This is a genomic window from Catenulispora sp. EB89 (genome assembly GCF_041261445.1).
Lineage (GTDB): Bacteria > Actinomycetota > Actinomycetes > Streptomycetales > Catenulisporaceae > Catenulispora.
In genome coordinates this window covers 463,355-489,373 of record NZ_JBGCCU010000004.1, presented here as the reverse complement: position 1 = coordinate 489,373, position 26,019 = coordinate 463,355, and the positions used below count along the sequence as shown (strand labels likewise).

Genomic DNA, 26,019 nt, shown 5'->3' with positions numbered 1-26,019 from the left:
ACTATGTCTGCTGAAGCTCCTGAAACGCCCGCCGTCGACGTCGAGATCGCGCCGAAGCCGCCGCGCCCCGGCGAGCTGACCTTCAGCTCCCCGCGCCGGGCCAAGCCGCCGCGCCACCTGGCCGACCTCACCTCGGCCGAGCGCAAGCAGGCGCTGACCGAGCTGGGGCATCAGGGGTTCCGCGCCGCGCAGGTCTCCAAGCACTATTTCGGCCACCTCACCGACGATCCGGCCGAGTGGACCGACGTGCCGGCCGCCAAGCGCGAGGAGCTGGCCGGGATTCTCACGCCGAAGCTGCTCACGCCGATCCAGGAGCAGACCGCCGACAACGGCACCACGCGCAAGACGCTGTGGCGGCTCTTCGACGGCGCGACCGTCGAGTCGGTGCTGATGCGCTACCGCGACCGCACCACGATGTGCGTGTCCTCGCAGGCCGGCTGCGGGATGAACTGCCCGTTCTGCGCCACCGGCCAGGCCGGGCTGACCCGGAACATGTCCACCGGCGAGATCGTCGAGCAGGTGGTGGCCGGTGCCCGGACGATGGCGCGCGGCGAGGTGCCCGGCGGGCCGGGGCGGGTCTCCAACGTCGTGTTCATGGGCATGGGCGAGCCGCTGGCCAACTACAAGGCCGTGATCGGCGCCGTGCGGCGGCTGACCGAGCCGGTGCCGGACGGCCTCGGGCTGTCCGCGCGGCACATCACCGTCTCCACGGTCGGTCTGGTCCCGGCGATCGAGAAGCTGACCGCCGAGCGCATCCCGGTGACCTTGGCCGTCTCGCTGCACGCCCCGGACGACGAGCTGCGCGACACCCTGGTCCCGGTGAACACCCGCTGGAAGATCTCCGAGGTCCTCGACGCCGCCTGGCGCTACGCCTCGGTCACCAAGCGCCGGGTCTCCATCGAGTACGCGCTCATCAAGGACATCAACGACCAGGCCTGGCGCGCCGACCGCCTGGGCCGCATGCTCCGCAACAAGCTGGTGCACGTGAACCTGATCCCGCTGAACCCGACGCCGGGCTCGAAGTGGACCGCCTCCCGGCCGCAGGACGAGGCCGAGTTCGTGCGCCGGCTGGAGGAGTGGGGCGTGCCGGTCACGGTGCGCGACACCCGGGGCCGCGACATCGACGGAGCGTGTGGTCAGCTCGCCGCGGCGGTGAAGTAGCGGACCACGCGGGCCACGCGGGCCACGCGGAACCCGAGGAGCGCCGAGAGCTGGGAGCACAGATGCCGCCGTCCGGATTCCACCACGTCGAGATCTGGGTGGCGGACTTGGCGTCGGCCGAGCCCTCCTGGAACTGGATCCTCGGCGAACTCGGCTGGGCGCTCTACCAGAACTGGCCCGCCGGGCGCAGCTGGCGCATCGGCGAGTCGTACCTGGTGGTCGAGCAGTCCTCGGCGGTCCGGCCGGGGCTGCCCTACGACCGGATGCGTCCCGGCCTGAACCATCTGGCGGTACACGCGCCCGACCGTACGACGGTCGACCGCATCCACGCGGCAGCAGAAGCAAACGGCTGGCAGCCGCTGTTCGCCGAGAAATACCCGCACGCCGGCGGACCGGACCACTACGCCGCCTACCTCACCGACGCCGCCGGCTTCGAGATCGAGGTCGTGGCGCCCGGGGAGCACGGACCCGACGTAGAGGGTTGATTTTCCCTACGCTGGAACGATGTCCGCCTCAGCCGCGGCCGCCGGGAGCGGATTCTCAGCGGCGAAGCCGGATTCCCTGTTCTCGCCTCGGTATCTCGCCATCACCCTCGGCCTGGCGTCCTCGGTCCTGCTGACCGCCTTCGAAGGTCTGGCCGTCTTCACGGCGCTGCCGGTGGCCGTCGGCGCGGTCCACGGCACGGCCTACCTCTCGCTCTGCTTCACCGCCTTCACCACGGCCAGCCTGGTCGGCATGGTGGTCAGCGGCGTCCGTGCGGACCGGGCCGGGCCGGCGGTGCCTTTCCTCGGCGGCACAACGGTTTTCGGAATCGGGCTGCTCGTCGCCGGGTCCGCGGACACGATGGCGCAGCTGGTCGCGGGGCGCGCGTTGCAAGGTTTCGGCGCCGGGCTGGTGATGGTGTTGCTGTACGTCATCCTCGGCCGCGGCTATCCGGAAAGCCTGCGCGCGTCGGCCTTGGCGATGATGGCCGCGCTGTGGGTGATGCCGTCGATCGTCGGTCCGCTGGTGGCCGGGTTCCTGACCGAGGACGTGTCCTGGCGCTGGGTCTTCCTCGGCGTGGCGCTGCTGGTGCCGCTGCCGGTGGCCCTGACGGCCGCGCCGCTCCGGAGGATGAGCGGATCCGTTGCGGCGTCAGGGGAAAGCGGCGCGAGCGGCACGCCTCGCCGACGCGTCCGGCTCGCGATCGTCGTCGCCGTCGGCGCCGGTGCGCTGCAGTATTCGGGCCAGGACTTCACGCCGGTCGGCATCGTGCTGGCGCTCGGCGGGATCGCGCTGCTGGTCCCGAGCGTCCCCAAGCTGTTGCCACGCGGGACGTTGCGCGCCGCGCGCGGCCTGCCGTCGGTCATCGTCATGCACGGCGTGCTCGGCGCCGCCTTCTTCGGGGCCGAGAACTACATCACCACGATGCTGGAGACCGACCGCGGTCTGTCGCCGACGATCGCCGGCCTGACCCTGGTCGGCGAGGCGGCCAGTTGGGCCGGCGCCGCGCAGCTCGCCAGCCGCGGGAAGCTGCCGTTCTCGCGCGAGACGATGGTGCGGCTCGGGCCGCTGGTGACGATCGCGTCGATCGTCGTGACCGGTTCGGCCGCGGTGCTTCCGGCGCCGGCGGTGATCGTCGCGGTCGGCATGGTGCTCGGCGGCTTCGGGATGAGCCTGGTCTACCAGACCCTGAACCTGCTGCTGCTCCGGTACTCGCCGAAGGAGAGTCAGGGCACGAACTCCTCGGCCATGCAGATCTGCGACAGCCTGGCTGCCATCGCGCTGACCGGCGGCACCGGCGCGGTGTTCCACGCGCTGCACCACGCCGGGCCCGGGAATCAGGGCATGTACATTCTGATCTTCGCGATCATGGCGGCGGCGGCCGGCGCGACCGCGCTGCTCGCGCCCCGGGTCGGCGCCCGCGAGTTGGTCCAGACGCCGCCTGCGCTTCGTTGAAGAGACCGGCGGCCCGGGATAGCGTCCGCCTCATGGCCATGGACCGGAAGAACAGCTCGATCATCGTTTTCGGGGCCGGCGGCCGGGCTGGCCGGGCGATCGTCGCCGAGGCGCTGCGCCGCGGGCACCGCGTGGTCGGCGTCGTCCGGGATCCGGCCCGGTATCCGGGGCTGGCCGAGCTGGGGGACGATGTCACGGTCGTGGCCGGCGATCTCACCGACGCGGGCAGTGTCGAGTCGGTGATTTCCGGAGTGTCCGGCGAAGCCGCGGCGGTGGTGAACGCCGTGACCCCCTTCACGGCCCCACCGGAGTCGTTCGACGACTTCGACGACGACTACTACGTGCACCTCGTCGAGAACCTCAGCCGCGCGGTCGCGGACCGGGACTGCCGCGTGGTCGAGATCGGCCTGTTCGCGATGCTGAAGACCAGCGACGTCTCGCGTGTGTACCAGGACGTCGTGGCGTTCCCCGAGTTCCTGCGGCCCTTCGCCGTGGCCCGGCTGCGCGGCCTGAACGCCTGGCGCGACCAGCCCGACGGCGTCGACTGGCTGGTCCTGAGCCCGCCGCCGGGCCTGGCGTCCCACACCCGGTCGACCGGCCGCTACCTCCTCGGGGACGACGTCTTCGATCCCAAGGCCACCGTGCACCTGTCCTACGCCGACCTGGCCGTCGCCGTGCTGGACCAGATCGACACGCCGACGGTGCACCGCAGCCAGGCCGCCGTCTACGGCTTGGCGGTAGGCGCCTAAGCGTCCCGCCGCTCGAACAGCAGCGCCCCGACGATCAGCAGCACCACGACCTCGATCGCGAACACCGTGAACCCGGTCCACGGCGCGAACGCCTTGTCCGGATGGCGGTTCGTCTCGCCGAACGAGGTCACCTGCCCGCCGGCGTTGCCCGGCATCACCTTGAACAGCCAGCGGCCGACCGAGCCGGGGATGAGCTGCACCAGGTTGCCGATGATGAAGATCAGGGCCAGGCCGATGGTGATGGCGCCAGCGGTGTGCCGCAGCAGGAAGCCCATCGCCAGCCCGAACACCGACAGCCCGGCCAGGTACAGCGCGCTGCCGAAGATGGCGCGCGTGGCGCCGGGATAGGACATGTCCACGCCGACGTGCTTGGCCTTCAGCGGGATGTTGCCCAGGTAGAAGCACAGGAACGCGGTGGCCAGGCCGATGACGAAGACCAACGCGGCCAGCAGGATCGCCTTGGCCACCAGGATCTCCGTGCGCCGCGGCATCGCGGTCAGCGTGGTGCGGATGCCGCCGGTGGAGTACTCGGCGCTGATCGTCATCACGCCCAGGACGTAGGCCGCGATCTGGCCGACGAAGGCCAGGCCGACCAGGACGATGTCGGCCGAGTCCGGCTTGCCGGCGGCCAGGTCCTTGGCGTACGAGTTCGCGGCGGCCAGGCAGATCAGCAGCGTGATGAGCGCCGAGCCGGCGAACAGGGCGACCAGGGTCCAGAAGGTGGAGCGGACCGTGCGGATCTTCATCCACTCGCTGGAGATCACGTTGCCGAAGCCGGCGTGGCCCTCGACGGCGCGCCCCGGCCCCGGTCCGGTCGCGGTGGCGGGAGCGGCGGTCATCGGCGGGCCTCCCCGCTGTCGCCGGACTGCGGCCGGACCTGGTCCTGAGCCTGACCCTGGTTCGGGCTCGCGCCCCATTGACCCATTCCCGGCTGGCCCAGAACCTGGCCGGGCTCCATGCCGGGCACCCCGGCGTGGTACTCGACGCTGTCCGCGGTCATGCTCATGAACGCCTCCTCCAGGGACGGCTGGACCACCGCCAACTCGTGCAGCCACAGGCCGTTCTGGCCGGCCAGGTCGCCGACGGCCTCCGAGGCGACGTCGAAGACCTCCACCGCGCCGTCGTCGTCCGGCAGGGCCTCGGTGCGCCAGCCCTGCCCGACCATCAGCTCGCGCAGCTTGCCGATGTGCGGGGAGCGGACGCGGACATGCGTGGTCGCGTTCTGCGCGATGAACTCGCGCATCGTGGTGTCGGCCTTGATCTCGCCGCGGCCGATGACGATCACCCGGTCCGCGGTCAGCGCCATCTCGCTCATCAGGTGGCTGGAGACGAAGACCGTGCGGCCCTGCGCGGCCAGCGACTTCATCAGGTTGCGGACCCACAGGATGCCCTCGGGGTCCAGGCCGTTGACCGGCTCGTCGAACAGCAGCGTGCCGGGGTCGCCGAGCAGCGCCGCGGCGATGCCCAGGCGCTGGCCCATGCCCAGGGAGAAGTTCTTCGAGCGCTTCTTCGCCACCTGCTCCAGCCCGACCAGGCCGATCACCTCGTCGACCCGGCGCAGCGGGATGCCGTTGGACTTGGCCAGGCACGCCAGGTGGTTGTAGGCGGTGCGGCCGCCGTGCACGGCCTTGGCGTCCAGCAGTGCACCGACCTCGCGCAGCGGCACCGGAAGGTTCCGGTACGGCTTGCCGTCGACCGTGACCGTGCCGTCGGTCGGCCGGTCCAGCCCCAGGACCATGCGCATCGTGGTGGACTTGCCGGCGCCGTTCGGGCCGAGGAAGCCGGTGACGGTCCCGGCCTCGACGGTGAAGTCGGCGTGGTCCACGGCGACCTTGTCGCCGTAGCGCTTGGTGAGTCCGACGGCCCGGATCATGCGCCGCTCCTCGCGATCATGCGGCGCATGGCCGCGGCGGTCAGGGCGCGCGCCAGGCCGCGGAGCTGCTGCCGCCGCGCGATGACGAGCTGCGTCGCGGCCAGCGCGAGGACCGCGGCGAGCGCGGTCGGCCACGCGGCGCTCCAGGCGGAGGCGGTGGCTTGGGGGAGGTGCACGACGGCGCCGCTCCGGGAGCGCGCTTCAGCCAACGGCGCGGCGGTGGACGCGGACGACGACACCCGCACCAGGGCGGCCGTGACCAGCGCGACCACCGAACCGGTGGCGAGCGCCGGCGCCCCGAGCCACGCGCGCCGGATGAGAAGCGCGGCGACGAGGCCGACGGCGAGCGGGAGCAGCGCGTGCGCCGGGGGCCGGCCGACGGCGACCGAGGCGCCGATCCCGAGCACGGTGCCCGCGCACGTCGCCCCGAGCGGACCGGCGACCTGGATCACCAGCGTGTCGGCCGGGTCGGCGCCGGCGGCGGTGAGGGCGTCGCGGCGGGCGTCGAGGCCGTCGAGATGGTGGCGGATCAGGGCGGCCAGGGCGAGCAGCGCCGGGATCGCGACCGCCGGGTACAGGGCCCCGGCGAACGGCCACGCGGCGGCGGCCGAGGCCAGCGCCATGCCGCCGACGAGCAGGTGCTCGGCGCGCGGCGCGGCGCGCAGCAGCGCTGCGGCGATCCGCAGGCGGTAGTCGAAGCGGGCGATGGGGGTGGTGGTCAGGGCGCTCATCGCGAGGCCTCCCAACCGGAAGCGCCGCACGGCTGCGCAACGGCGGCGTGTGGGCCGTCGACGCGGGTGGTCGAGCAGGCCGGCGTGGTGGCTGCCGGCGTCGTGGTCAGGGTGCTCATCGGCCGCGCTCCGATCCGGAGCCCACCGACGACGAGAACCGGTGCTCGCCGCGCGCGTGCCGGCCGATCCGGTGCGGCAGGCCCCGTGACTGGTGGCCCATCATCGTGGCCGGGTCGGTGATCGGAGCGGCGACCGCCGGGACGGCGGGTTCGGCAGCTGGTTCGGCGACCGGTTCCGCCGCCTCGGCCGCGGCGACCTTCACCGTGATCCGCCGGTCGGCCCAGCCGATCACGTCCGGGTCGTCGCTGGCGACCACGATCGTCAGGCCGTGTGTGCCGCACGCCGCGCGCAGGATCCGCAGCAGGTGGAAGCGTTCCGGCGCGCTCAGGCCCTCGGTCGGGTCCTCGGCCAGCAGCACCGCCGGGTCCAGCACCAGCGCCCGGGCCAGCGCCACGCGGCGCATCTCCGACGGGGTCAGCTCCGCGACCCGCCATTCGGCGCAGTGGACGGCGTCCAGGCGCTCCAGCCAGCGCAGGGCGCGGCGGCGCGCTTCCTGGCGGCCGAGGCCGGTCAGGATCAACGGCAGGGCCGTGTTCTCCAGGACCGTGAGTTCGGCCAGCAGTTTGCCGACGCGCGGGACGACGGCGCACTGCGCGTGGGCGAAGCGCAGCCGGGCCGCCGGCCGCAGGGTGTGCAGCGGCTCGCCCTTCAGCCACAGTCCGCCCGGCCACGCCGGGTCGGCGCCGGACAGTGCGCGCAGGAACGCTTCGTCGCAGGCGCCGCTGAGGGCCACGATCTCGCCTTCGCCGACGGCGAGGGAGACCGCGTCGGGCCCGAAGTCGCGGGCCAGCAGGATCGGGTTGTCGGACGGGATGCTCACGAGCAGCCGTGTGCCCTGAAGGGCGCAACCGCCTAACCAACGTTGCGCCGGATGTGCGACCCTCCCACGCTGGACCAGCGGCGGGGGCGCAGGCGCCGGGAGTCGTGGAATGCGTGCCGTGTACCCCCGCGTGCCCGGCAGTGTTCGAACAGCGCGGAATCCATAGTAAAAGCGGGAATCCGGCCCGGAGCTACAGCGGACCGACAACGGAGCTACATCGGAGTCACAGCAGAGCCGAACCGGAATCAGACCGCGCCTACAGCGGGAACACGACCCCGGTCAGCTTCTCCGACTCCTCCCACAGCCGCGCCGCCACCGCCGGATCCTGCGCGCGCCTGCTCGGCTGCACCAGCTCCGGGTAGCCGCGCATCTCCATGAACTTGGGGGAGCCGTAGTACTGGCCGCCGACCACGTCCGGCGCGACCGCGGCCCGCACCTCGGGCAGCACGCCGATCGACGCCTTCTGCGCGAACAGCGGGTTGCCGACGTACATCATCGCCTTGCGCCAGCCGGTCGGCCCGGCGAACTGCAGGTTCGTGGCCGAGTACCCGGGGTGCGCCATCAGCGAGCGCACCGGGGAGCCGGCGGCGCTGAGCCGGCGCTGCAACTCCAGGCCGAACAACAGGTTCGCCAGCTTCGACTGCGCGTAGGCGGCGTTGGGGTTGTAGCTCTTGGTCCGCATCAGATCGTCGAAGTCGATCGACCCCTGCTTGTGGAACGTCGAAGAGACGGTCACCACGCGGGGGTCGCTGCCTTCTGTGAGCAGGTCCAGGAGCAGCCCGGTGAGCGCGAAGTGCCCGAGGTGGTTGGTGCCGAACTGCACCTCGAAGCCCTGCTTCGTCTGGCCCTGCGGCGCCATCATGACGCCCGCGTTGTTGATCAGGACGTCGACGCCGACCTTGTCGTCGTGCAGCCCCCGGGCGAAGGCCCGGACCGAGTCCAGGTCGGCCAGGTCCAGCGTCCGCAGCTCCAGCGACGCGCCCGGCACGTCCTGCCCGATCCGGGCCGCCGCGGCCTCGCCCTTGGCCTGGCTGCGCGCGGTCATCACCACGTGCGCGCCGTTCCCGGCCAGCAGCCGCGCGGCCTCCAGCCCCAGGCCGCTGTTCGCGCCGGTGACCACGAACGTGCGTCCGGCCAGGGCCGGGATCGCGTCGGCGGTCCACTTCGTGCTCATGACTTCTCCTCCTCGTGCCGTGCGGTCTGCTGCACACGATGCCTTGCTTGGCACTCAGTGTCAACAATGACCCTCAGGCGCCGACACGCTGCTACTGTGGTCGGGTGAGGCGCAGAACCGAAGAGCCTGGATTAACGCTGGCCGAGCGCAAACGCCGGCTGGTGAGCGACGAGCTGGCCGAGGCCGCGCTGCGCCTGCTGGCCCGGCAGGGCTTCGAGGAGACGACCGTCGACGAGCTCGCCGCCGCCGCGGGCGTCAGCCGCCGGACGTTCTTCCGGTACTTCGCGTCCAAGGAGGACGTCGTCATCTCCTCCGTCGTCGTGGTCTGCGAGGCGATCGTCGCCGAGGTCGCCGCGCGGCCGGCCGAGGAGCCGCCGGCGGTCGCGATCCGCGAGGCGGTCAAGACCGTCACCGCCGAGGACTTCGCCGAGGACCGCGAGAAGTCGGTGGCCCTGATCCGCCACACCATGCAGATCCCGGCGCTGCGCGCGCGTTTCGCCGAACGCCAGGACCTGCTGCGCGACGACCTCGCCGCGGTCCTGGCGCGCCGCGCCGGCCGGGACGTCCCCAGCCCGCGTGATCAGTTCGCCGCCGGCCTCGGTCTGCTCGCGTTCGCCGGCGCCATGCAGTTTTGGGCCGCCTCCGACGGCCGGGAGGACCCCGCCTCAGTCCTCGACGCGGCGTTCGAAGAGGCTGGTCAAGCCTTCGCGGTCTGAGCTGAGGTTCCGGGCGTCGTCTGTTCGCGGCGAGCCGAGGGGTGGGACATGGAATTCGCTGAGTGGGTCTTGGCAGGGCTGGACCAGCTAACCAAGTAGCGGCGACGGATCGGCCGTCTCTCCACACCTCTGAATCAGTGCCCGAGGAAACGCCCGAACACCTTCGCGCGCACCGAAGCCTTCCCGGTTCGCTCCTCCTCGGCGTCGGCCGCGCTCATCGTCCGCAGGCCGATGTTCGCGCCGAGCCAGCGCAGCGGTTCGGGCTCCCAGCGCGGCGAGCGGTGGTTCACCCAGGGCAGCCGGGTGCGCTCGGTGTCGCTGCCGGTCAGCAGGTCCGCGAGCGTGCGGCCGGCCAGGTTGGTGGCGCCCACGCCGTCGCCGACGTAGCCGCCGGCCCAGCCCAGGCGGCGCGCCGGGTCGTAGCCGACCGAGGCGAACCAGTCGCGCGGCACGCCGAGCGCCCCGCCCCAGCGGTGGGTGAACGTCGTGTCCTTCAGCACCGGGAACAGTTCGCGCAGGGTGCGGCGGATCTCGGCGTGCACCCGGTCGTCCCGGTCGAAGCCGGCCTCGATCCGCGAGCCGAAGTGGTACGGCGCGCCGCGTCCGCCGAACGCCAGCCGGCCGTCGGCGGTGCGCTGGCCGTAGATGATCAGGTGGCGGAAGTCGGAGAAGGTCTGGCGCTCGGCCAGCCCGATCTGCTCCCAGACCGCGTCCGGCAATGGTTCGGTCGCGACCATCAGCGAGTACACCGGGGCCACGTCGCGTTGGAAGCCGGCGATCGAGGGCGTGTAACCCTCGGTCGCGCGCACGACCTTGCCGGCCCGGACGCGCCGGCCGCCCGCGGTTTCCACGACGCCGTCGCGGATCGCCGTGACCGCCGTGTGCTCGTGGATCGTCACGCCGAGCCGTTCGACCGCCTCGGCCAGGCCGCGCGCCAGCAGCGCGGGCTGGATCGCCGCGCAGTGCGGGGTGAACGTGCCGCCGAGGACGTTCGTCGCGCCGGCCATCGCCGAGGCCTCGGACGCGCTCAGGAGCCGGACGTCCTCCTCGCCGAAGCCGTACGAGCGCTCCTCCTCGATCGAGGCCTTCGCGCGGTCCAGCTGGATCGGCGTGCGCGCCAGGACGACGGTGCCGCCCTTGGTGAAGTGGCAGTCGATGCCCTCGGCCGCCACGACGCGCCCGACCTCGTCGACGGTCTCGTTCAGCGTGCGCTGCAAGGCGGTTGCGCGCTCTCGGCCGCCACTGGTTTTCGCAACCTTGGCGACCTTCGCCAGCGAGGACGGGAACAGCGAAGAGCACCAGCCGCCGTTCCGTCCCGACGCGCCGAACCCGGCGAACTCGCGCTCCAGCACCACGATCCGCAGCGACGGATCGGCCTTGGCGAGGTAGTACGCGGTCCACAGGCCGGTGTAGCCGGCGCCGACGATCGCGACGTCGGCCTCGATGTCGCGGTCCGGCGCGGGCCGGCTCGGCGCGGCGTCGGTGGCTGAAGCCTGTTCCAGCCACAGCGAGAGACTGCCGTCGACGGTGCTCACCGGCGCCACTTCCTGACGGAGGCGGGCACGTCGATTCCCGGGTCGAGGTTCGCCGCCGGCCTCGGGTCGCAGTACACCTCGTGCAGCGGTACGACCCCGGCCCACACCGGCGAATCCAGGTCGTCCGGATCGTCGTCGGGGTCGCCGGTCGAGATCTTCACCGAGGCCTCGGTCAGCGGCAGCGCCAGCACCACGGTCGCCGCGAGTTCCTTGCGCTTCGGCGCGCGCAGCTCCTGCCAGCGGCCGGGCATCAGGTGCTCGGTGATCCGCTCCAGCGCCGCCTCCTTCTCGCTCTCCGGCAGCATCCGGCAGGTCCCCAGGACCATCGCACCCCGATAGTTCATCGAGGATTCGAAGGCCGAGCGCGCCACGACCAGACCGTCGAGCAGCGTGACGGTGAGACACGTCGGCGCGCCCTCGGCCAGCGCGCGGAACAGCCGCGAGCCGGTCGAGCCGTGGAACAGCACCCGCTCGCCGTCCCGCGCGTAGGCGACCGGGAGGATGTACGGCTGCGCCGCGCCGTTCGGGCCGCTGTTGTCGGTGACCGCGACGTGCGCGACCAGGCCGGCGTCCAGGACGGTGTGCAGCGCGGCGTGGTCGGTGGCCGCCTTCTCGGGCAGTCGGCGGACTCGGGTTCGTGATGTGGAGCCCAGGGCGTTCATCTGTATCAGAACCATTCAGGGGGAGAAAAGACGCCTCCGGCAAGGGGACCGAAGGCGCCAGGCTTGCGCGGCTACAGCCGCGTCCAGGCCTCGGTGAGCACCGAGCGCAGCGTCTGCTCGATCTCGTCGAACTCGCTCTGCCCGACGATCAGCGGCGGCGCCAGCTGCACCACCGGGTCGCCGCGGTCGTCGGCGCGGCAGTACAGCCCCGCGTCGAACAGCGCCTTGGACAGGAAGCCGCGCAGCAGGCGCTCGGACTCGTCGTCGTCGAACGTCGCCTTCGTGGCCTTGTCCTTCACCAGCTCGATGCCGTAGAAGAACCCGTCGCCGCGCACGTCGCCGACGATCGGCAGGTCCTTGAGCTTCTCCAGCGTCGAGCGGAACGCGCCCTCGTGGTCCAGCACGTGCTGGTTCAGGCCCTCGCGCTCGAACAGCTCCAGGTTGGCCAGCGCCACCGCCGAGGAGACCGGGTGGCCGCCGAAGGTGTAGCCGTGCGGGAAGTAGTTGGTGCCCTCGTAGAACGGCGCCGCGATGCGGTCGGAGACGATGGTCGCGCCGATCGGCGAGTAGCCGGAGGTCATGCCCTTGGCGCAGGTGATGATGTCCGGGACGTAGTCGAACTTGTCGCAGGCGAACATCGTGCCCAGCCGGCCGAACGCGCAGATGACCTCGTCGGAGACCATCAGGACGTCGTACTCGTCGCAGATCTCGCGCAGCCGCCGGAAGTATCCGGGCGGCGGCGGGAAGCAGCCGCCGGAGTTCTGGACCGGCTCGACGAACACCGCCGCGACCGTGTCCGGGCCCTCGGTGAGGATCATGTTCTCGACCTGGTTGGCGCACCAGATCCCGAACTCCTCCTCGCTCATGCCGGGCACGCCGGTGATCTCGTCGGCGCGGTAGTAGTTCGTGTTCGGCACCTTGTGCGCGCCGGGGACCAGCGGCTCGAAGTACTTCTTGGCGTCCGGGATGCCGGTGATGGACAGCGCGCCGTGCGGGGTGCCGTGGTAGGCGATGTTCCGGGAGATCACCTTGTGCTTCATCGGCTTGCCGACCAGCTTGAAGTACTGCTTGGCCAGCTTCCACGCGGTCTCCACGGCCTCGCCGCCGCCGGTGGTGAAGAACACCTTGTTCAGGTCGCCGGGGGCGTAGTGGGCCAGCCGGTCGGCCAGCTCGATCGCCTGCGGGTGCGCGTAGCTCCACAGCGGGAAGAACGCCAGCTCCTGGGCCTGCTTGTAGGCCGCCTCGGCGAGCTCCACGCGGCCGTGCCCGGCCTGCACGACGAACAGGCCCGCCAGGCCGTCCAGGTAGCTCTTGCCGTTGCTGTCGTAGATGCGTGCGCCCTCGCCCCGGACGATCGTCGGCACGGGGCTGTCCTTGTACCCGGACATCCGGGTGAAGTGCATCCAGAGATGGTCGTAGGCGGATTTGTCCTGGCTGTCGGTGCTCATATCTTCCTCGCGTCAAGGAGTGGATCGTTCGGGGCGGGGCTGTCGCGGGCGTCGTTCTTGCCGTTACAGAGCGCCCCAGGTGTACGTTTGCTTGCGAAGCTTCAGGTAGACGAAAGATTCGGTCGACCGGACCTGCGGGAGAGCACGGATCCGCTTGTTGATGATCTCCAGGAGGTGGTCGTCGTCCGCGCAGACCACCTCGACCAGCAGGTCGAAGGACCCGGCGGTCATCACCACGTAGTCCACCTCGGCCATCGCCGCCAGCGCGTCGGCCACCGGCTCCAGATCGCCCTCGGCGCGGATGCCGATCATCGCCTGGCGGTGGAAGCCCACGGTCAGCGGGTCGGTCACGGCCACGATCTGCATCACGCCGGCGTCGATCAGCTTCTGCACGCGCTGGCGCACCGCCGCCTCGCTCAGGCCCACCGCGCGGCCGATCGTCGCGTAGGCGCGCCGACCGTCCTGCTGGAGCTGCTCGATGATGGCCTTGGACAGCGGGTCCAAGTGGTAGCCGCCCACGCCGCCGCTGGCCCGGTCGTTCGTCCTGTCGGTCACGAAAGGGATTGTGACAACGGGAACGGTATCTTGGCAAGGCTTCCTCGATGGAATCCGTACGCGAGGGCGTTTTTGAGCACTGAATCCATCGTCACTGTCGACTCAACTGTGTAGGCTGGTCTCATCCGGACCGGCCATGATCCACCTGATCCCAGAGGAGAACCACACCGTGGAACCACGCCAGCTGCGCAACTACGTGGGCGGCAAGCCGGTCGACACCGTGTCCGGCCGGACCAGCCAGATCATCGACCCGGTCACCGAGCAGGTGGTCGCGAACGCGCCGATCTCCGAGCCCGACGACGTCGACGCCGCGATGCGCGCCGCTGCCGAGGCCTTCCCGGCCTGGCGCGACACCACCCCCTCGGAGCGGCAGCGGCTGCTGCTGAAGGTGGCCGACGCGATCGAGGCGCGCGCCGCCGAGATCGTCGCGGTGGAGTCGCAGAACACCGGCAAGCCGCTGGGCCTGACCGCCTCGGAGGAACTGCCCCCGATGGTGGACCAGATCCGCTTCTTCGCCGGCGCCGCCCGGATGCTGGAGGGCACCGCCTCGGGCGAGTACCTGGCCGGCCACAGCTCCTGGATCCGGCGCGAGCCGGTCGGGGTCTGCGCGCAGGTCGCGCCCTGGAACTACCCGGCGATGATGGCGGTGTGGAAGTTCGCGCCGGCCATCGCCGCGGGCAACACCGTGGTGCTCAAGCCCTCGGACACCACGCCGATGTCCTCCCTGCTGATGGCCGAGATCATCGGCGAGATCCTGCCGGCCGGCGTGTTCAACGTGATCTGCGGCGACCGGGACACCGGCCGCGCGATGGTCGAGCACAAGACCCCGGCGATGGCCTCGATCACCGGCTCGGTGCGGGCCGGCATGGAGGTGGCCAAGAGCGCCGCCGCCGACGTCAAGCGCGTGCACCTGGAGCTCGGCGGCAAGGCCCCGGTCATCGTCTACGCCGACGCCGACCTGGACGCCGCGGTCGAGGGCATCTCGGTCGCCGGGTTCTTCAACGCCGGACAGGACTGCACGGCGGCCACCCGCGTGCTGGTCGAGGACGCGGCGTACGAGGCCTTCGTCGAGAAGCTGACCGAGGCCGCGAAGAACACCAAGACCGGCAACCCGGACGACGAGGACGTGCTGTACGGCCCGCTGAACAACGCCAACCAGCTGCGCCACGTCACCGGCTTCATCGACCGGCTGCCGGCGCACGCGAAGGTGGAGACCGGCGGGACCCGGGTCGGGGACGTGGGCTTCTTCTTCGCACCGACCGTCGTCTCCGGCTTGCAGCAGGACGACGAGATCATCCAGAACGAGGTCTTCGGGCCGGTGATCACCGTGCAGAAGTTCTCCGGCGAGGAGCAGGCGCTCAGCTGGGCCAACGGTGTGGAGTACGCGCTGGCTTCGTCGGTGTGGACCAAGGACCACGGCAAGGCGATGCGCGCGGCGAAGGCGCTGGACTTCGGGTGCGTGTGGATCAACACGCACATCCCGCTGGTCGCCGAGATGCCGCACGGCGGGTTCAAGCACTCCGGGTACGGCAAGGACCTGTCGGTGTACGGGTTCGAGGACTACACGCGGATCAAGCACGTGATGAGCAACATCGAGGGCTGACGCGCCCCGGCGCGGCCGGCACGGCGCGGGGCCGGCTCGGGAATTCCCGGGCCGGCCCCACGCGCGTTCGACCATGATGAGCGCATGGACGCGAGCACCCACTTCCGTGAGCGCGGCGAGCTGATCACCGGCCTGATGTCCGGCGCGCTGGACGCCGCCGACGTGGTGGTGCACACCCGCCCGGCGGTGGAACTGCTGGGCCTGCTGGTGCCGATCGACTCCTTGACCCAGGACTACCTGAGCGGTCGCGAGCCGCAGGGGCTCCGTGTCACCCGCAGCGACTTCGAGCCCTGGCGTCGGCAGCTGCTCGCCGTCGTCGCGGCGTTGGTGCAGCGGTGGGTCGGGGACGACGAGGATTCCTGGCTGGCATTGGCGATGCGCGCCGGTTCCCACCGCGGCTCGGTGCCGGAGCTGATCGACTCCGTCGTGCATCCTGAGCACGCCGATCCCGGATCGTGGTCGGGCCGGGCTTCGCGCTGGCCGCGTGGCGTGGACGCCTCGGCGGTGCTGTTGGCGATGGCGCCGCCCGGGGTGCGGGAGGCGTTCCTCGGCGAGTGCGCCACGAACGAGGCGGCCGGCGGGATCCTGACGCGCATGCTGGACCGCGGTCCGCTGCACCCGGAGTTCGTCGACCACGCGCTCGGGGTTTCCGGGACGCGCGCGATGCGCGTCGCGCTCGACCGGAATCCGGCCTACGAGCTCGCGAAAGTCCGGGAGCACGTACTGCGGGAGCGCCATGACATCGCAGTGCTGGAGCATGCGTACTTCACGCCCGGGGCCGACCGCGCGCTGCGAGTCGGCCTGGTCCGCCTGGCGGATGCGGCCGGCGGCTTCCGGCCCGATTTCGTGTCCCGGTTGAAGACGCACAACAAGGACGCGTCGGTGCTGGAGCCCTTGCTGGTGGCTGACGATCCGGTGCTGGTGCACTGGGTTCTGCGGCGCGTCAACAGCAGCCTGACAGAGCCGGCGATCCGCTGGGCCGCTTATGTGACGCTGGCTCTCACCACCGGGCCGGAGCCGGTGTGGGTACTGGAGCAGGAGCGCGCCGGCGCGTTGTCGCGGATGGTCGAGCCGGTGCGTGCCTCGATGCTGGCCGGGGCGGTGGATCCGATCCTGGACGCCGCCGACGGCGCTCTGGGGAGCGCCGGCCTTCCGCGGACGCCGATCGACCTCGGTGCTCCGCTGATCGAGCCGGGGCCGTACACCGAGCTGATCCGTGAGTGCGTGGACTGCGACGCGTATCGGCTGGCGGTGGTGGACGGCCTCGTCTCCGATCGGGCGGCGCTGTAGGGTGCTCCCTTCCGGGTGTGGTGCAGAGGCAGTCACGCCGTACTCCAAATACGGAGGACGTCGGTTCGAATCCGGCCGCCCGGTCCTTCGCCCAACCGCGTCGCCGAACGCTGTCGCGCGAGCGCGGGCTTTCGTGCCATGCTCCTGACACGCGGCGGCGGGTGAATCCAGGCGTAGCGCAGAGGAAATCGCGCCGCACTACGGATGCGGAGGACGCCGGTTCGAATCCGGCCGCCTGGGCCCCGCGAATCGCCGTCGCTCACCTCGTGTCATGGTCCTGCCAGCCCCGCGCCCCTGACGGCATGCGCTCGCCCCCAGCCCGTGACACGATGGTCCGCATGGTGAACGAGTCGTGACCCCGGTTGCCTCCGCCGAAGCGGGCAGCGTCCGACTGGGCACGCCGATCGGCCGCGGCGTCCTGGCGACCACCATCCTGGGCTCGGCGATGGCGTTCCTCGACGGGACCGTCGTGAACATCGCGCTGCCGCGGATCGGCCACCAGTTCGGCGCCTCGCTGGCCGGGCTGCAGTGGACCGTGACCGGCTACACGCTGACGCTGGCGGCGTTCGTCCTCGTCGGCGGCTCGCTCGGCGACCGCTTCGGCCGCCGCCGGGTGTTCCTGATCGGCGTGATCTGGTTCGCGCTCGCCTCCCTGGCCTGCGGCCTGGCCCCGAGCCTGGGCTTCCTGATCGCGTTCCGGGCGATCCAGGGCGTGGGCAGCGCGCTGCTGACGCCCGGCGCCCTGGCGCTGATCCAGTCCGTCTTCCACCCCGACGACCGCGCGAAGGCCGTCGGCGCCTGGTCCGGCCTGGCGAGCATCGCCGGCGCGGCCGGCCCGCTGGTCGGCGGGTACCTGATCGAGTACGCGTCGTGGCGCTGGATCTTCCTGATCAACCTGCCGCTGGCGGTCGCGGTGGTGGCGATCGCGCTGCGCTACGTGCCGGAGTCCAGGGAACTGGTCGCCGGCCACTTCGACCTGCCCGGCGCCGTCCTCGGCGCGCTGGGACTGGCCGGCGTCACCTACGCGCTGGTCGAGGCCGGGGCGAAGGGGCTGGGATCGGCGAGCGTGATCGTGACGGCTGTGGCCGGGATCGCCGCGCTGGTGGCCTTCGTGCTGGTGGAACGGCGCTCGCCGGCCCCGATGATGCCGCTGTCGCTGTTCAGCTCCCGGGAGTTCAGCGCGGCCAACGCCCTGACGCTGACCGCGTACGGGGCGCTCGGCGCGCTGTTCTTCTTCTTCGCCACGTACCTGCAGGTGGTCGGCGGCTACAAGCCGCTCCAGGCGGGGCTGGCGTCGCTGCCGACCACGATCGTGATGATGACGCTGTCCTCCCGGGTCGGCGCCCTGACCACGAAGCTCGGCGCGCGCCGCCTGATGACCGCCGGCGGCGTGCTGACCGCGATCGGCACGCTGCTCCTGGCGACCTCCGGGCACCACCCGAACTACTGGGCGCACATCCTGCCGGCGCTGCTGGTGTTCTCGCTGGGCATGGTGATGGTCGCGGTCCCGGTGACCGTGACGGTCCTGAACTCGACCACCACCGACCGCGCGGGTATCGCCAGCGGCGTGAACAACGCCGTGGCGCGCGCGGCCGGGGCGCTGGCGGTGGCGGCGTTCCCGCTGCTGGTGGGACTGAAGGGCGACGGGTACGCGGATCCGGCCAAGCTGGAGCCGGCGTTCAGCAAGGCGATGGTGCTGTCGGCGGCGCTGTTCGCGGTGAGCGGCGCGATCGCGTGGTTCGGCATCCGCGACGCGGCGACCCGGCCGACCCCGGAGCACCCGGTCGAGGGACCGCAGTGCACGACGTGTCTGCCGATCGGCAGTCCGGGGCTGGAGCCGGATCACCAGCGGGGAGCGGGGAACGCTCCGGCGGGGGTCGGCGGGGCTTCGGCCTGAGATCAGCCGCCGGTCACGCCGCCCGGGTCGGGCTGGGAGACCCCGCCTGAGATCTCGCTCGGGTCGGGCTGCTTCACGGCGCCGCCGGTGACCTCGGGGTCCGGCTGCTTGACAGCGCCGGACGTCTCGCTCGGGTCCGGCTGCTTGACGGCCCCGCCGGTGACGTCCGGATCGGGCTGCTCGACGGCCCCGGAGATCTCGCTCGGGTCGGGCTGCTTGACGGCCCCGCCGGTCATGTCCGGATCGGGTCGTTCGACGGCTCCACCGGTGTAGCCCGGGGCCGGCCGTTCGACGGCACCGCCTGTGACTTCCCCCGGGTCGGGCCGCTCGACGGTGCCTTCGTGCTGCGGATCGGCATTCATGAATATCCCCGTTCGCAGTGAATATGACCTCTGATATCAAGCTACGCCGCTCGTGATCCGGAGGTAACCGGCGCCTCGCGCCCGCGCCGTCGGGGATTACCCTCCCAGCTCCGCCAACCGCTCCCGCGTCACCGCCGCCTCCGGCGACCCCAGCGCCTCGAAAACCGCCAGCGCCTCCCGCAACACCTCCCGGGCCTCCGCGGGCCGCGAGAGGGCCCTCAGCGGCCGTGCCAGCGACCGCAGCGCCTCCGCCTCGACCGGGCGGTCCCCGGCTTCGCGGGCGGCCGCCACCGACAGGCGGTAGTCCTCCTCGGCCTCCGCCAGGCGGCCCAGGTCCATGCAGACCTCTGCGAGGTTGAACAGGATGATCGCCTCGTACCGGCGGTTGCCGGCCTCGCGCGCCGCCGCCCACGCCTCCGTCTGCGCCGTGCGCGCCTCCTCCAGGCGCTTGGCCTCTTGCAGCATGTTGCCCAGGTTCGTCAGCGACGAGGCCAGGTTCTGCGGGTTCCCCACCTCGCGGAACAGCTCCAGGCCGCGCAGGTGCATCTGTTCGGAGGTGGCGTAGTCGCCGAGGCGGCTGTGGCAGCCGGCGATGTTGCCCAGGATCGAGGCCACCTGCGACAGGTCGCCCAGCTCCTCGGCCACCGCCAAGCCGGCTTCGTAGACCTCGACCGCCTTCTCGTACTCCTGCACGTCGTACAGGGCCAGGCCGAGGCCGTTCAGCAGGCGGTTCTCCCCGGCCCGGTCGCCGATCTCGCGCGCGCTGGCCAGCCCCCTCTCGTAGCCGGCCCGCCAGTGGGTCCAGTCCTTGCGCAGCTGGTAGCAGCCCAGCAGCGTCACCGGCAGCCGCAGCGCGAGCTCGTGCCGGCCGGTGTCGGCGGCGAGCGCCAGGACCGCGCTGAGGTTCCCGCGCTCGGCGTCGTACCAGGCCATCGCCTCCGGTGCCGAGTCGAACCGGGGCGGCGCCGGCTCGCCCGGGCGCGGCGGCAGCGGTTCCAGCAGGCGCCGCTTCTCCACGGCGCGCGAGACGTTCTCGGCGGTGTGCAGGTACCACGACAGCAACCGCGCCAGCGCCTCGTCCCGCTCCGCCGCGCTCTCGTCGATCTCGGCACGCTCCAAGGCGTAGGCGTGCAGCAAGTCGTGCAGCTCGTAGCGGTCGGCGGTGCGCTGCTCGACCAGGTTCTCGTCGACCAGCATCTCCAGCGCGCCCCGCGCCGCGCCCTCCGACGTCCCCATCAGCGCCGCCACCGCGCCGGTCGTGAAGCCGCGGCCGGGATGCAGGCTCACCATCCGGAAGGCGCGCGCCGGGTCCGTCGGGAGGTCGCGGTAGGAGAGATCGAACACCGGACGCAGCTCCCTGCTCCCGGCCCGCACCGCGTCCAGCCCGCTGTCCCGCAGATACGCCGCGAGCCGCTCCAGGCTCCACGCCGGCCGCGACCGCAGCCGCGCCGCCGCCAACGACACCGCCAGCGGCAGCAGCCCGCACAGCCGCACCACCTGCTCGGCGGCGTCCGGTTCGGCCGCGACCCGTTCGTCGCCGACCACGCGTGCCAGCAGCTCCAGCGCGTCGCGCAGCGGGAAGACGTCCAGCCGGAACAGGCGCGCGCCGTCCAGCCCGGCCAGGTTCCGCCGGCTGGTGACCAGCACCAGGCACCGCGGATCGGCCGGGATCAGATCGGCGACCTGGGCCTCGTCGGCGGCGTTGTCCAGCACCACCAGCGCGTCGCGGCCGGCGATCCGGTCCCGGAACATCGCGGCGCGCTCGGCCCGGTCCGCCGGGATCCGCCGGGCCGGCACCTCCAGCTGCCGCAGGAACGAGTCGAGGACGTCGGCCGGGTCGGCGGGGTCGGCGTCGGCGTCGAAGCCGCGCAGGTTCACGTAGAGCTGGACGTCGGCGAAGCGGCCGGCGCGGACCAGTTCGTGGGCGGCGCGGATGACCAGCTGGGTTTTGCCGACGCCGGCCATGCCCTCGATCGCGGAGACCACGACGGTGTGGGGCGGGGTGATATCAGCGGCGCTGATATCGGCGGCTGCGCCAGCGGCGCCAGCAGCTCCAGCAGCTCCAGCGGCGTCCGCGGCGCCGACCAGCCCCATCACCGCGGCCAGCTCCGCACGTCGGCCGGTGAACGTCGCCAGCTCCGCCGGCAGCTGCCGGAACACCCCGGCGGTGCCGGTCGGGCGCCGGGTCGCGTGCGCCGCCACACACGCCGCGCGCCAGCGCGGGACCTGCGCCTCGGGGACGCCGAGGGCCTGCACGATCGCCGCGACCAGCTCCTGGTTCAGCCGTCGCCGGCTCGGATCGAAGACGTCGCTGACCGTCGAGTGCGTGATCTCCTGCGGCGGCTTCAGCAGCGGCCCGACGCGCTTGGCGAGCACCCGGAACGACGGCGAGCCGGCGTGCGCCCGCAGCGTCCGCAGCCGCTCGATGAAGTCGGCAAGATCCACCGCCCCCGCCGGCTCGGGCGCCGCGGAGATCGTCTCGTCCGTCACAGAACCCCTTCCGTGGCACCGCTTCCGAGGATCGCCGCAGGTCTACGGCTTGCGGACGAGTGTACGGAGTTGTACGGGATTCTCGCTTCCGGGTATCGCCAATGCATAACCTCGACCCTGCGAGTCGCGCAACTGACGGTGCGGCGGCGACCCGGCTGCGTGGGGCGGAGCCGGGGCCGCGCCCACCGGGATCGGGGGGTTGCGACGGCCGACTTCACCGCGTCTTGCGGAACTCGTGGGGGGTTCCGCAAGACGCGGCTGCGGCTTTCCCGCCCCAAGCAAAAAGCGCCCCGGCCGTCGAGTTCCGACGGCCGGGGCGCTTTTTGCGCCGAAATGTGCGCTACGCCTCGCCGCCGGTCGGACCGGCGCCCGCGGCGCGCACGTCGTGCAGCTGGTACTTGCGGACCGCCTCGGCCGGGGCCTCCCGCTTGACCTCGCCGCGCTTGGCGAGCTGGGCCAGGACCGCGGTCACCACGGACTCGGCGTCGATGTGGAAGAACCGGCGCGCGGCGCCGCGGGTGTCCGCGAAACCGAAGCCGTCGGCGCCCAGCGAGGTGTACCGCTGCGGCGACGTGGCGTCGCCCGGCACCCACTGCGCGATCTGGTCCGGTACCGCGCGCATCCAGTCCGAGACCGCCACGATCGGGCCCTCGGTGGCGCCCAGGATCTGCGTGACGTACGGCGTGCGCGGCTCCTCCTCGGGATAGAGCAGCGCGCGCTCGTCGGCGGCCAGCGCGTCGCGGCGCAGCTCGGTCCACGAGGTGGCCGACCACACGTCCGCCGCCACGCCCCACTCCTCGGCCAGCATCTGCTGCGCCTTCAGAGCCCACGTGACGCCGACACCCGAGGCCAGGATCTGGGCCTTGGGCCTGTCGGCGGGGCCGTCCGGGGCGGCCGCGTAGCGGTACAGGCCCTTGAGGATGCCCTCGGTGTCCACCCCGGCCGGCTCAGCGGGCTGCTGGTACGGCTCGTTGTAGACGGTGACGTAGTAGAACACGTCCTCGCCGTGCGGGTGCTCCTCCGAGGACCCGTACATGCGGCGCAGACCGTCCTGCACGATGTGGCTGATCTCGAAGGCGAACGCCGGGTCGTAGGCGACCGCCGCCGGGTTGGTGGAGGCCAGCAGGTGCGAGTGGCCGTCCGCGTGCTGCAGGCCCTCGCCGGTCAGCGTGGTGCGGCCGGCCGTGGCGCCCAGCACGAAGCCGCGCCCGAGCTGGTCGGACATCTGCCAGAACTGGTCGCCGGTGCGCTGGAACCCGAACATCGAGTAGAAGATGTAGACCGGGATCGTCGCCTCGCCGTGCGTGGCGTAGGAGCTGCCCGAGGCCACCAGGGACGCCGTGGAGCCGGCCTCGCTGATGCCCTCGTGCAGGATCTGGCCCTGCGTGGACTCCTTGTACGACAGGAGCAGGTCGCGGTCGACCGCGTCGTAGGTCTGGCCGTGCGGCGAGTAGATCTTCGCGGTCGGGAACAGCGAGTCCATGCCGAAGGTGCGGGCCTCGTCCGGGATGATCGGCACGAACCGCGCGCCGATGTTCTTGTCCCGCATCAGGTCCTTGAGCAGCCGGACGAAGGCCATGGTGGTGGCCATCGCCTGCTTGCCGGAGCCCTTCTTGAGCTGGCCGTAGACGTCGTCGCCGGGCAGGATCAGCGGCTTGGAGCGGATCTGCCGGCGCGGCAGGTAGCCGCCGAGCGCGGCGCGGCGCTCCTTCATGTACTGGATCTCGGGGGAGTTCTCGCCCGGGTGGAAGTACGGCGGCAGGTCCGCCTCCAGCTGGGCGTCCGTGATCGGCAGGTGCAGCCGGTCGCGGAAGCTCTTGAGCTCGGCCTTGGTGAGCTTCTTCATCTGGTGCGTGGCGTTGCGGGCCTCGAAGTGCTCGCCGAGGGTCCAGCCCTTGATGGTGTGGGCGAGGATCACGGTCGGCTGCCCGGTGTGCTCGCGGGCCGCCTTGAACGCCGCGTACACCTTGCGGTAGTCGTGGCCGCCGCGCGAGAGGGTGCGCAGCTGGTCGTCGGACATGTCGCCGACCATCTTGCGCAGCCGGGCGTCGTCCCCGAAGAAGTTCTCGCGGATGTAGGCGCCGGACTCCACCGAGTAGGTCTGGAACTGGCCGTCGGGCGTGGTGTTCATCTTGTTCACCAGCGCGCCGTCGGTGTCCTGGGCCAGCAGCGGGTCCCAGTCGCGGCCCCAGATCACCTTGATGACGTTCCAGCCGGCGCCCCGGAAGGTGGACTCCAGCTCCTGGATGATCTTGCCGTTGCCGCGCACCGGGCCGTCCAGGCGCTGCAGGTTGCAGTTGATCACGAAGGTCAGGTTGTCCAGCTCGTCGCGGGCCGCCAGGCCGATCGCGCCGAGCGACTCCGGCTCGTCGGTCTCGCCGTCGCCGAGGAACGCCCAGACGTGGCTGCGCGAGGTGTCCGCGATGCCGCGGGAGTACATGTACTTGTTGAACCGGGCCTGGTAGATCGCGCCGATCGGGCCCAGGCCCATCGACACGGTCGGGAACTCCCAGAAGTCCGGCATCAGGCGCGGGTGGGGGTAGGAGGACAGGCCGAAGGGCGCCTGGGAGGTCTCCTGACGGAAGCCGTCCAGGTGCTGCTCGGTGAGCCGGCCCTCGAGGAACGCGCGGGCGTAGATGCCCGGCGAGGCGTGGCCCTGGAAGTAGACCTGGTCGCCGGACTCGCCGTGGTCCTTGCCGCGGAAGAAGTGGTTGAAGCCCACCTCGTACAGCGACGCGGCCGAGGCGTAGGTGGCGATGTGGCCGCCGACGCCCAGGCCCGGACGGTTCGCCCGGGACACCATGATGGCGGCGTTCCACCGGATGAACGCCCGGATCCGGCGCTCGATGTCCTCGTCGCCCGGGAACCAGGGCTCGGCCTCCGGCGGGATCGTGTTGATGTAGTCCGTGGAGCGCAGGCCGGGCACGCCGACCTGTTTCGCGCGGGCTTCCTGCAGGAGGCGCAGCATCAGGTACCGCGCGCGCTGGCGGCCCTGTTCGTTGACGACTGAGTCCAGGGACTCGATCCACTCCGCGGTCTCGTTCGGGTCCACGTCCGGCAGCTGAGTGGGCAGGCCGTCACTGATGATGGGGAAACGCTCTTGTCCGGGTGCCACAGTCGTCCTTCAACCTAGACAGAGATCTTGTAGATCTTCTCGGTTACATCGTCCACCATCGTCTAACGCGCATGCCGTGGACGTCACATCTACTCGATGGTAACCGTTATAGATCGGTATAAATGCGTGCCGAGGGGTGGTCATCGCCGGCAGCCGGGTGTGAACTGGAGACATGCGAGCTTCAGTGGGAGACCGGCTTCACGTGCACGCCGCCCACGTCGGCGAGGCCGACCGGACCGGCGAGATCATCGACGTCAAGGGGGCCGCCGGCACCCCTCCCTACCTGGTGCGCTTCGACGACGGGCATCAAGGACTGGTTTTCCCCGGACCCGACGCGGTGGTCGAGGGGCGGGCCGTGGAGGACCTCTCGGGCGACACCGCGCCGGACTCGCCGTCCGACGGGTAGTTGCGTCTTGGGCTTCCGGCGTATGGACTAGGGGAATGCAGAACGACATGAAGGAGGACAGTTCCGTGGGCGCGGTCGCGGACACGGTTCCGGCGGCCGCCGCCAATCCGCTGGCGGTGCGCCTGGGCTTCCAGGCGGGCGAGGTGGTGCAGGAACTCGGCTGGGACGAGGACTGCGACGAGGAACTGCGTCAGGCCATCATGGACACGATCGGCGCGGATCTGGTCGACGTGGACTTCGAAGACGTGGTCGACGCGGTGGTGCTGTGGCACCGCGAGGACGACGGCGACCTGGTGGACAACCTGGTCGACGCGCTGACCGCGCTGGCCGACGGCGGACCGATCTGGCTCCTGACGCCCAAGGTGGGGCGCGACGGCCACGTGGAGCCCAGCGAGATCGGCGAGGCGGCCCCGACCGCCGGACTGTCGGCGACCTCCAGCATCAGCGCCGGCCCGAACTGGTCCGGCACCCGCCTGGTGAGCCCGAAGGCCGGCGGCAAGCTGGCGAAGTCCACGGTCCGGGCCAAGGTCGACGACAGCGCGGGGAACTAGAGGAACTAGCGGCGATGTCCTCCCCGAACGGGCCGCCAGGCGGCGGCCCTTCCACCACCCATCTCTCAAACGGTCCGGCGTCGTCCGGCGCTGTCGGCGTGCCCGGAGGCGGTGCCGGAGCGTCCGGCGTTTCCGGCGCCTCGGGCGCGTCCGCGGTGTCGGGCGTGTCTGACGTCTCGGGCGTCTCGGGCGTGTCGGGCTTGTCGGTCGTCTCCGACGGGTCCGGCGCGCCCGGCGTCACCGGCGTCTCCAGCGGGTCCGGAGCGGCGCCCCGAGCCGCGGCCGGACCGGCCTCGCAGGTCGAAGCAGAGCAGCCGCCGGTGCCGGCGGTCGGCGAACGGGCCCCGGCCTTCACGCTGACCGACCAGCACGGGCAGACCGTCTCCCTGGCGGATTTCCGGGGCAAGCAGGCCGTGCTGCTGGTCTTCTATCCGTTCGCCTTCTCCCGGGTCTGTGGCTCGGAACTGCAGGCGATCCATGAAAGCGTCGACGACTTCCAGAACGAGCGCGTCCAGGTGCTCGCGGCGTCGTGCGACGCGCTGTACTCGCTGCGCGCGTACGCCGACGAAGCCGGCTTCGGCTTCCCGCTGTTGGCCGACCACTGGCCGCACGGCGGGGCGGCGCGCGCGTACGGGGTCTTCGACGAGGAGCGCGGTTGCGCCGTCCGAGGGACCTTCCTGATCGACAGTGCGGGGGTGGTGCGCTGGTCCGTGGTCAACGGCCTGGCGGACGCACGCTCGCTGGACGAATACCGAGCCGCCCTCACCGCGGCCGGCGTGTGACCCACCCCATCCGACTCGCCGGCCCAGGCGCCGGCGACTCA

General features: G+C 71.5%; 23 protein-coding genes and 2 tRNA genes. 13 read left to right on the top strand and 12 right to left on the bottom strand.

Annotated elements, in window-relative coordinates:
* Window positions 1–3: 3 nt before the first annotated feature.
* The 4 genes from rlmN to ABH920_RS11785 all read left to right on the top strand — a co-directional run bounded on the left by rlmN (window position 4) and on the right by ABH920_RS11785 (window position 3,848).
* Window positions 4–1,161 (top strand): 23S rRNA (adenine(2503)-C(2))-methyltransferase RlmN, encoded by a 1,158-nt coding sequence (gene rlmN / locus ABH920_RS11800; protein WP_370348945.1) that lies wholly within the window; start codon window positions 4–6, stop codon window positions 1,159–1,161.
* 62 nt (window positions 1,162–1,223) lie between these two features.
* Entirely contained in the window at window positions 1,224–1,646 is a 423-nt protein-coding gene (locus ABH920_RS11795; protein WP_370348944.1) for a VOC family protein, read from the top strand.
* 19 nt (window positions 1,647–1,665) lie between these two features.
* A complete protein-coding gene (locus ABH920_RS11790) occupies window positions 1,666–3,099 on the top strand; it encodes an MFS transporter (protein ID WP_370348943.1) in 1,434 nt (477 codons plus the stop codon).
* Window positions 3,100–3,131: 32 nt separating this feature from the next.
* The gene (locus tag ABH920_RS11785) at window positions 3,132–3,848 is read left to right on the top strand and encodes an NAD(P)-dependent oxidoreductase (protein WP_370348942.1); all 717 of its coding nucleotides are present in this window, start codon (window positions 3,132–3,134) and stop codon (window positions 3,846–3,848) included.
* On the opposite strand, the gene ABH920_RS11780 is transcribed toward ABH920_RS11785, so the two are convergent.
* The 5 genes from ABH920_RS11780 to ABH920_RS11760 form a co-directional block, all read right to left on the bottom strand.
* Window positions 3,845–4,687: an ABC transporter permease subunit gene (locus tag ABH920_RS11780; RefSeq protein WP_370348941.1), complete on the bottom strand. Its 843-nt coding sequence runs from the start codon at window positions 4,685–4,687 to the stop codon at window positions 3,845–3,847. The two genes, ABH920_RS11785 and ABH920_RS11780, sit on opposite strands and share 4 nt — an antisense overlap.
* Complete coding sequence (locus tag ABH920_RS11775) at window positions 4,684–5,721, bottom strand: ABC transporter ATP-binding protein (RefSeq protein ID WP_370348940.1); 1,038 nt, start codon at window positions 5,719–5,721, stop codon at window positions 4,684–4,686. The genes ABH920_RS11780 and ABH920_RS11775 overlap by 4 nt, the downstream gene beginning before the upstream one ends.
* A complete protein-coding gene (locus tag ABH920_RS11770) occupies window positions 5,718–6,452 on the bottom strand; it encodes a hypothetical protein (RefSeq protein WP_370348939.1) in 735 nt (244 codons plus the stop codon). Before ABH920_RS11770 ends, ABH920_RS11775 begins: the two co-directional genes overlap by 4 nt.
* Window positions 6,453–6,567: 115 nt before the next feature.
* On the bottom strand, window positions 6,568–7,392 hold the full coding sequence (locus tag ABH920_RS11765; RefSeq protein WP_370348938.1) for an ATP-binding cassette domain-containing protein: 825 nt from the start codon (window positions 7,390–7,392) through the stop codon (window positions 6,568–6,570).
* 256 nt (window positions 7,393–7,648) lie between these two features.
* Window positions 7,649–8,566, bottom strand: coding sequence for an oxidoreductase (locus ABH920_RS11760; RefSeq protein ID WP_370348937.1), 918 nt, complete (start codon window positions 8,564–8,566; stop codon window positions 7,649–7,651).
* A gap of 161 nt (window positions 8,567–8,727) precedes the next feature.
* Between ABH920_RS11760 and ABH920_RS11755 the strand changes: the two genes are divergently transcribed.
* A complete protein-coding gene (locus ABH920_RS11755; protein WP_370348936.1) occupies window positions 8,728–9,282 on the top strand; it encodes a TetR family transcriptional regulator in 555 nt (184 codons plus the stop codon).
* A gap of 134 nt (window positions 9,283–9,416) precedes the next feature.
* On the opposite strand, the gene ABH920_RS11750 is transcribed toward ABH920_RS11755, so the two are convergent.
* From ABH920_RS11750 to ABH920_RS11735, 4 genes are all read right to left on the bottom strand, one after another.
* Window positions 9,417–10,826: an NAD(P)/FAD-dependent oxidoreductase gene (locus ABH920_RS11750; protein WP_370348935.1), complete on the bottom strand. Its 1,410-nt coding sequence runs from the start codon at window positions 10,824–10,826 to the stop codon at window positions 9,417–9,419.
* Window positions 10,814–11,494, bottom strand: a complete 681-nt coding sequence (locus ABH920_RS11745; RefSeq protein ID WP_370348934.1) for a pyridoxamine 5'-phosphate oxidase family protein — start codon at window positions 11,492–11,494, stop codon at window positions 10,814–10,816. Before ABH920_RS11745 ends, ABH920_RS11750 begins: the two co-directional genes overlap by 13 nt.
* Before the next feature lie 56 nt (window positions 11,495–11,550).
* Window positions 11,551–12,927, bottom strand: coding sequence for an aspartate aminotransferase family protein (locus ABH920_RS11740; RefSeq protein ID WP_370348933.1), 1,377 nt, complete (start codon window positions 12,925–12,927; stop codon window positions 11,551–11,553).
* A 63-nt stretch (window positions 12,928–12,990) separates the two neighbouring features.
* Complete coding sequence (locus ABH920_RS11735) at window positions 12,991–13,482, bottom strand: Lrp/AsnC family transcriptional regulator (protein WP_370348932.1); 492 nt, start codon at window positions 13,480–13,482, stop codon at window positions 12,991–12,993.
* Between the two features lie 136 nt (window positions 13,483–13,618).
* On the opposite strand from ABH920_RS11735, the gene ABH920_RS11730 reads away from it, so the two are divergent.
* From ABH920_RS11730 to ABH920_RS11710, 5 genes are all read left to right on the top strand, one after another.
* Window positions 13,619–15,085 (top strand): gamma-aminobutyraldehyde dehydrogenase, encoded by a 1,467-nt coding sequence (locus tag ABH920_RS11730; RefSeq protein WP_370348931.1) that lies wholly within the window; start codon window positions 13,619–13,621, stop codon window positions 15,083–15,085.
* A gap of 84 nt (window positions 15,086–15,169) precedes the next feature.
* A complete protein-coding gene (locus tag ABH920_RS11725; RefSeq protein ID WP_370348930.1) occupies window positions 15,170–16,375 on the top strand; it encodes a hypothetical protein in 1,206 nt (401 codons plus the stop codon).
* 11 nt (window positions 16,376–16,386) lie between these two features.
* Window positions 16,387–16,459, top strand: a tRNA-Trp gene (locus ABH920_RS11720).
* 83 nt (window positions 16,460–16,542) lie between these two features.
* A tRNA-Arg gene (locus ABH920_RS11715) sits at window positions 16,543–16,615 on the top strand.
* A gap of 112 nt (window positions 16,616–16,727) precedes the next feature.
* Entirely contained in the window at window positions 16,728–18,272 is a 1,545-nt protein-coding gene (locus ABH920_RS11710) for a DHA2 family efflux MFS transporter permease subunit (RefSeq protein WP_370348929.1), read from the top strand.
* A 2-nt stretch (window positions 18,273–18,274) separates the two neighbouring features.
* On the opposite strand, the gene ABH920_RS11705 is transcribed toward ABH920_RS11710, so the two are convergent.
* From ABH920_RS11705 to aceE, 3 genes are all read right to left on the bottom strand, one after another.
* Entirely contained in the window at window positions 18,275–18,634 is a 360-nt protein-coding gene (locus ABH920_RS11705) for a hypothetical protein (RefSeq protein ID WP_370348928.1), read from the bottom strand.
* A 96-nt stretch (window positions 18,635–18,730) separates the two neighbouring features.
* Window positions 18,731–21,124, bottom strand: coding sequence for a tetratricopeptide repeat protein (locus ABH920_RS11700; protein WP_370348927.1), 2,394 nt, complete (start codon window positions 21,122–21,124; stop codon window positions 18,731–18,733).
* 340 nt (window positions 21,125–21,464) lie between these two features.
* On the bottom strand, window positions 21,465–24,239 hold the full coding sequence (aceE, locus tag ABH920_RS11695; RefSeq protein ID WP_370348926.1) for a pyruvate dehydrogenase (acetyl-transferring), homodimeric type: 2,775 nt from the start codon (window positions 24,237–24,239) through the stop codon (window positions 21,465–21,467).
* Window positions 24,240–24,411: 172 nt separating this feature from the next.
* On the opposite strand from aceE, the gene ABH920_RS11690 reads away from it, so the two are divergent.
* The 3 genes from ABH920_RS11690 (at window position 24,412) to ABH920_RS11680 (ending at window position 25,978) form a co-directional block, all read left to right on the top strand.
* Complete coding sequence (locus tag ABH920_RS11690; RefSeq protein WP_370348925.1) at window positions 24,412–24,645, top strand: DUF1918 domain-containing protein; 234 nt, start codon at window positions 24,412–24,414, stop codon at window positions 24,643–24,645.
* A gap of 35 nt (window positions 24,646–24,680) precedes the next feature.
* On the top strand, window positions 24,681–25,196 hold the full coding sequence (locus ABH920_RS11685; RefSeq protein WP_370348924.1) for a DUF3052 domain-containing protein: 516 nt from the start codon (window positions 24,681–24,683) through the stop codon (window positions 25,194–25,196).
* Window positions 25,197–25,516: 320 nt separating this feature from the next.
* Entirely contained in the window at window positions 25,517–25,978 is a 462-nt protein-coding gene (locus tag ABH920_RS11680) for a peroxiredoxin (protein ID WP_370349036.1), read from the top strand.
* Window positions 25,979–26,019: the final 41 nt, after the last annotated feature.

Coding starts and splice junctions, on each gene's coding strand:
- rlmN (WP_370348945.1), top strand. CDS start 4: ATGTCTGCTGAAGCTCCTGAAACGCCCGCCGTCGACGTCGAGATCGCG.
- ABH920_RS11795 (WP_370348944.1), top strand. CDS start 1,224: ATGCCGCCGTCCGGATTCCACCACGTCGAGATCTGGGTGGCGGACTTG.
- ABH920_RS11790 (WP_370348943.1), top strand. CDS start 1,666: ATGTCCGCCTCAGCCGCGGCCGCCGGGAGCGGATTCTCAGCGGCGAAG.
- ABH920_RS11785 (WP_370348942.1), top strand. CDS start 3,132: ATGGCCATGGACCGGAAGAACAGCTCGATCATCGTTTTCGGGGCCGGC.
- ABH920_RS11780 (WP_370348941.1), bottom strand. CDS start 4,687: ATGACCGCCGCTCCCGCCACCGCGACCGGACCGGGGCCGGGGCGCGCC.
- ABH920_RS11775 (WP_370348940.1), bottom strand. CDS start 5,721: ATGATCCGGGCCGTCGGACTCACCAAGCGCTACGGCGACAAGGTCGCC.
- ABH920_RS11770 (WP_370348939.1), bottom strand. CDS start 6,452: ATGAGCGCCCTGACCACCACCCCCATCGCCCGCTTCGACTACCGCCTG.
- ABH920_RS11760 (WP_370348937.1), bottom strand. CDS start 8,566: ATGAGCACGAAGTGGACCGCCGACGCGATCCCGGCCCTGGCCGGACGC.
- ABH920_RS11745 (WP_370348934.1), bottom strand. CDS start 11,494: ATGGTTCTGATACAGATGAACGCCCTGGGCTCCACATCACGAACCCGA.
- ABH920_RS11740 (WP_370348933.1), bottom strand. CDS start 12,927: ATGAGCACCGACAGCCAGGACAAATCCGCCTACGACCATCTCTGGATG.
- ABH920_RS11730 (WP_370348931.1), top strand. CDS start 13,619: ATGATCCACCTGATCCCAGAGGAGAACCACACCGTGGAACCACGCCAG.
- ABH920_RS11725 (WP_370348930.1), top strand. CDS start 15,170: ATGGACGCGAGCACCCACTTCCGTGAGCGCGGCGAGCTGATCACCGGC.
- ABH920_RS11705 (WP_370348928.1), bottom strand. CDS start 18,634: ATGAATGCCGATCCGCAGCACGAAGGCACCGTCGAGCGGCCCGACCCG.
- ABH920_RS11690 (WP_370348925.1), top strand. CDS start 24,412: ATGCGAGCTTCAGTGGGAGACCGGCTTCACGTGCACGCCGCCCACGTC.
- ABH920_RS11685 (WP_370348924.1), top strand. CDS start 24,681: ATGCAGAACGACATGAAGGAGGACAGTTCCGTGGGCGCGGTCGCGGAC.